Origin of the sequence: Mesorhizobium silamurunense (assembly GCF_014843825.1) — a bacterium.
In the GTDB taxonomy this organism is placed as follows: Bacteria; Pseudomonadota; Alphaproteobacteria; order Rhizobiales; family Rhizobiaceae; genus Mesorhizobium; species Mesorhizobium silamurunense.
Window position 1 is genome coordinate 1 of the sequence record NZ_JHQR01000149.1, and the last position, 4,902, is coordinate 4,902.

Annotated in this window: 3 protein-coding genes and 2 pseudogenes; 1 reads left to right on the forward strand and 4 read right to left on the reverse strand. The window is 59.2% G+C overall.

Going from position 1 to position 4,902, the window contains the following annotated elements; translation table 11 throughout:
• Positions 1-78 precede the first annotated feature (78 nt).
• Positions 79-1,380, forward strand: a complete 1,302-nt coding sequence (gene gabT / locus DH10_RS16965) for a 4-aminobutyrate--2-oxoglutarate transaminase (RefSeq protein ID WP_192385019.1) — start codon at positions 79-81, stop codon at positions 1,378-1,380.
• 368 nt (positions 1,381-1,748) lie between these two features.
• Here the strand turns inward: gabT and DH10_RS16970 are convergent, their stop codons facing one another.
• The 4 genes and pseudogenes from DH10_RS16970 to DH10_RS16985 all read right to left on the reverse strand — a co-directional run.
• Positions 1,749-2,660 carry a LysR substrate-binding domain-containing protein gene (locus DH10_RS16970; RefSeq protein ID WP_192385015.1) on the reverse strand — a complete coding sequence of 304 codons (912 nt, stop codon included), beginning with the start codon at positions 2,658-2,660 and terminating at the stop codon, positions 1,749-1,751.
• A gap of 428 nt (positions 2,661-3,088) precedes the next feature.
• Positions 3,089-3,595, reverse strand: a pseudogene (locus DH10_RS37010) (IS66 family transposase); the annotation flags it as partial.
• 69 nt (positions 3,596-3,664) lie between these two features.
• Positions 3,665-4,660, reverse strand: a complete 996-nt coding sequence (locus DH10_RS16980) for an isopenicillin N synthase family dioxygenase (RefSeq protein WP_192385017.1) — start codon at positions 4,658-4,660, stop codon at positions 3,665-3,667.
• Positions 4,661-4,714: 54 nt separating this feature from the next.
• A pseudogene (locus DH10_RS16985) lies at positions 4,715-4,902 on the reverse strand (2-oxoglutarate and iron-dependent oxygenase domain-containing protein); the annotation flags it as partial.

Sequence of the window (4,902 nt, forward strand, 5' to 3'; positions counted from 1 at the left end):
CACGCTATTGCAAATCTCGCTGGCGAAGCTGGCAGCCGATGCAAGGCGTGTTTGTACAGGGAAGTGTATTGCAGCATGATGGCACGATCGAGCGCGGAACTCCAGGCGAGACGTGAGAGCGCGCTGCCGCGTGGCGTTGCATGTGCGTTTCCGATTTGCGCGGAACGCGCCCAAGGCGCGGAAATTTGGGACACGGAGGGTCGCCGATATATCGATTTCATCGGCGGCATGGGTGCGCTTGCGGTCGGACATTCGCATCCGCAGGTGGTTGATGCAGTCAGAACGCAGCTGCAGCGCTTCACCCATACCTTCTTCGGCAGCATTCCTTATGAGGGCTACGTGCGGCTCGCGGAACGGCTCAACGCAATAGCTCCGTTCTCCACGCCGGCGAAAACCTTGCTTGTCACCACTGGCGCAGAAGCGGTGGAGAACGCGGTAAAGATCGCTCGTTTCCACTCGGGTCGAAGGGGTGTCGTCGTCTTCAGAGGAGGCTTTCACGGACGCACGTTACTGACCCTTGCGATGACGTCACAGCTCGACCCATACAAACGCGGCTTCGGCCCCTTCCCCACAGATGTCTACCACGCGCCCTTTCCTTCGGCCTATCGAGGCCCGAGCGCAGACGAGGCCCTTCAAGCGCTTCGAGACCTGTTCGAGACGCAGATCGAACCCGACCAAGTTGCAGCCATGGTAATCGAGCCTGTCCAGGGCGAAGGTGGTTTTCTGCCGGCGCCGCCGGAGTTCATACGCGGTCTGCGCGCTTTGTGCGACGCGCACGGCATCGTCCTGATCGCGGATGAGGTCCAGTCCGGTTTCGCTCGCACCGGCCGGGTTTTTGCCATCGAGCATTCAGGAGTGGAGCCGGATCTTGTAGCGTTGGGAAAGAGTTTCGGTGGCGGGCTCCCAATCGCCGCTGTCATCGGCAAGGCCGTGATCATGGACGCCGTGCCGCCGGGCGGACTCGGAGGCACCTACGCGGGAAATCCCCTTGCATGCGCAGCGGCACTTGCCGCCCTGAACGTGCTTGAGGAGGAGAACCTGACTGCCCGTAGCATGGAAATCGGCGAGCGCCTCACCACCGGCTTCCGCTCCCTCAACCTGTGGACCAAGTGTCCAATTATTGGCGAGGTGCGTGGTTTGGGCGCGATGATCGGCATTGAACTCGTCGACGATGCGATGTCCCAGCGCCCGGCGACAACTCTGACGGCGAGGTTCGTGGAAGACGCCGCGATGCACGGTCTTCTGCTCGCCTCGGCCGGACGCGCGCATAACGTCATCCGCGTCCTTGCGCCGCTTACAGCATCGAACGAGATCATCGACGAAGCCTTGGCGATTTTCGACGATTCGCTTGCGCGGGTGGTCGCGCGTGCGAACGCTTGATTCATCTGATCCCAAGGAGATGCTGTCCCTCGCGTCGGAGCTAGAGATCTGCGTCTCGGAAAACCGAGCCCCACTGCGCCGTCCGGCCCGCTGACGGTCTCGATCACGATGCTTCCCACCGTCTGGAGTGCGCCCTAGAGCAGGGCAAGAGCCGAACCGCTATCATACTGTCTCCGGCGTTGCTCGAGCCCTTGCGCCCGCGTGCAAGGTGAGGCGGCCGAAGGGATGGCTATTTCCCAGCGGCAAGCCTGGCCAGCCGATCACCATGCGGCAAGCCTGGCCAGCCGACGGTGGACCGCAGGGCGGAGGCCATCACTTCGGCGTCGCGGCTGTCATCCTTGGCGACCGCGCCGGCGCGAGTTCTAACTTCAAGCGTTCCGCTCTTCGGCCGAGATCTTCCGCAACCACTCGCGCAGCCGCTCGGCCCCCGGCGATAGGATCCGGTTGTCGTTCCACGTCAGATAGTATCCTCCCGGGGCGTCCAGCTTGAGGTCGGTAATCCTGACGAGCTTGCCCTCTTCGACCGATATTCGCACCAGCCGGTGCCAGCCCACGGCAACGCCCTGATCAGCCTGTGCCGCTTGCAAAGCCACGAAGAACTTGCTGAACCTATGGCCACGAAGGGGCCCGTGGGGAATCCTGGCACGGCGCAAGATCTCGTCCCAGCCGGCCCAATCGGATTGGATCCCTTCAGCGTGCAGGAGTGGCAATTTGGGCAAGCACTTGGCCGTCGCATCGCTGTGCTTCTGGGCGAAGCCGGGACCGCAGACCGGGTAGATGACATCGCTAAACAACAGTTCCGCTGTCTCGTTAGGCCATGAGCCGCAGCCATACCGGATGCCCAGCTCGACTTCAGCGGGCCGATAATCGCGCGAACTGTCGAAAATCACATGGTCGACTTTGATATCACTATGCTGTGACCAAAAGCGCCGCATGCGCGGCATCAACCACATCGACGCGAACGCATCGGTGGAGGCAATCGTTACATTGCGGGAATGATCGCCGCGTTTGATGGCCCTGACGACATCGGACGCCTTGGAAAAATTGCTTGCCAGCAAGCTATAGAGGACCTTGCCAGCGCTGGTAAGCACGACGTCGGCTCCAGGCCCCACAAACAGCGGAACGCCAAGCTCGTCCTCAATGGCTTTGATCTGCCGACGAATCTCTCCCGATGTCACATCTAGCTCGGAAGCCGCAAGCTTGAACGAGAGATGGCGTGCCGATGCCTCGAATACCTCAAGGGCAGTCAGGGACGGGAGATCATAATATTGACGAACCATTGAAAAAGCCAATCAGATCGGCAGTCGCGAACCAAACAACAGGGTACCCACGTCGTCCTCTTGCCCATAAACGACCGCCGCCAGTTTATACGCGTTAGTAGTTGAGAGACTGATCAATCATCACGGGCCTCCGTGGCCGTCCGCCGTGACCACGCAAGTTGTGTGCCGAATTGGTGCACCGTTTATGCACCACTGACCCATACCGGCAGCCCGGCCGTGGCGACCGTTTCGTCGGGTTTCCGACATTTTTGTCCAGCTTCGTACACAAGCTTTGTGGATAGACATGCGGGGGGGATCGTCACATTGACGAGGGGGATCCAGCCACGTATCAGGAGTATGAAGAAGCCCGTCACTTGGGTTATGTCGGCAGCTGGTCAGCGCAGTCAGCCACGGTTGGGCATTGGGCGAGAAGTTCGGACATAGGCCTAGTTGCGACCGATATCGGCCTTGCCGCTCGCCAGGATCGGCACGGTGGTGCCGTCATCATGCAGACAGCTTCGCAGCAAGCACATGCGCCTCGATCAGCGCGTGCACCGGCTTCAGCACCGCGGCACAGGGCCGACCTGGTCTGCCAGCGTGGGGAGGCTCAGATCGATGCCCGCGCAGTGATAGCGCTCGCTCTGCCGGTTCAACGGTTAAAAGTGGGCAATCTTCTCAAACAGCATCATCGCCAACAGGTGCGGCCCAGCAAAGCGGCGCGGCTCACATATGAAGGGTGCGGGCGCCTGCGTGATCGTCTCGCATTCGCGAGAGGCGAACTTCTCGCGTTCGGTCTGGATCACTTTTCCGCTGGCGCGGGATGACCTCAGGGTCCCGGTGATCTAGCCAAGCATCGCCAGTCTGGCCGATCCCCAACACGAACGGTTCGACGGAGTGGCAATGACCACGCGTTCGCGCAGCAGATTCTCGGAACGCAGCTTCCTTGACGGTCGCTTGCATGGCTGTAGCTCTCCGGAACAAGCGCGGCAGGCACTGTCACGTGAGTAAGTGCCTGTCCGCTCACATTACGCTTTGCCCAGGTGAGCGTAACTTGCTGCGAAACGCCCGAATTTGTGCTCGCCGCACGTCACCGGCTTGTAGCGAAGCGGGTTGCTGTCCGTGACACATGAGGGCAATGGTTCGATGATCGCATTGAAATCAGCGTCGATAAAGAAGGGGATCGAGTATCGCTCGCGGCCCGAGCTATTTACCACGCGGTGCATGTTCGCCAGGTAGAGATCGTTCGTGAGCCGCTGAATCAGATCGCCAATGTTGATTACGAATGTGCCGTGGATCGGAATGCCCTCGACCCAATCGCCATCTCGGTTCATGACCTGAAGACCACCCACGTCGTCCTGCGCCAGGATGGTCAGATTGCCGTAATCCGTGTGGGCGCCAATACCGATGATCTCTTCCCCAATATAGCCACTCTGCGGCGGGTAATGAAGCAGGCGCTGAATACTGATTGGGTTGCGCATAAGGCTTTCGAAATAGCTTTCCGACAGGTCCAGACTGAGCGCAATGCCCTGCAAGAGTTTTTTCGCGAGGTCCACCATCTTTTGATGGTATCCGTATGTCAGTTCCCGAAACTCGGGCAGACTTGAGGGCCACTGGTTGGGGCCAAAGAACGGACCTTCTAGCGTCGAACGTTCAGGTCCGAAGTCAAAGCACTCCTTCAGGTCTTTCGTTTTGCCCGGATCGGTGTTCTCGCCGAATGGCTCAATGTATCCGCGGAGGGCCGCATCGGATTTGCTAACGTGCAATGTCATCTTCTGCGACATGGGCAGATCAAAGAACCGACGGCTCACATCGAATACCGAATCCACAAAATTCTGAGGAATACCGTGGTTCTTCACATACATGAACCCAGTGTTCGACAGGGCCCAACGTATCTCCTTGGCCACCCTCTGTTTGTTACTGCCATCGAGTAGCGGCGCTATATCAACCACGGGGATCTTGTCAAAGCTTTCGCGTTTCGCCCGCAGCTTGTCGTCCAGTCTGACCACGAGATCCTTAGACATAAGTACACCTTTGTTTGACAACGGGAGTCGGCACAACGATCTCGGGCCATTTTCTTATTTGACTGGCAGCATGAAGACCGTCGGAAAAGCCTGAATAGGCTGTGCCGAGAATTCTTTCGAGGTGCCGTGCTCAACAAGGTAGAAGAACCCGAAATCCTGGCAGGACATGCGGGGGCCTTCGCGCTCTTCGTTGTCGCCGTGCATCGGCTGCCGGCTTCGCCAGCGAGATTTGCAATAGCGTG

What these genes read in the sequence shown, in the direction of transcription:
- DH10_RS16970 (WP_192385015.1), bottom strand. Translation starts at nt 2,660, where the DNA reads ATGGTTCGTCAATATTATGATCTCCCGTCCCTGACTGCCCTTGAGGTA.
- DH10_RS16980 (WP_192385017.1), bottom strand. Translation starts at nt 4,660, where the DNA reads ATGTCTAAGGATCTCGTGGTCAGACTGGACGACAAGCTGCGGGCGAAA.
- gabT (WP_192385019.1), top strand. Translation starts at nt 79, where the DNA reads ATGGCACGATCGAGCGCGGAACTCCAGGCGAGACGTGAGAGCGCGCTG.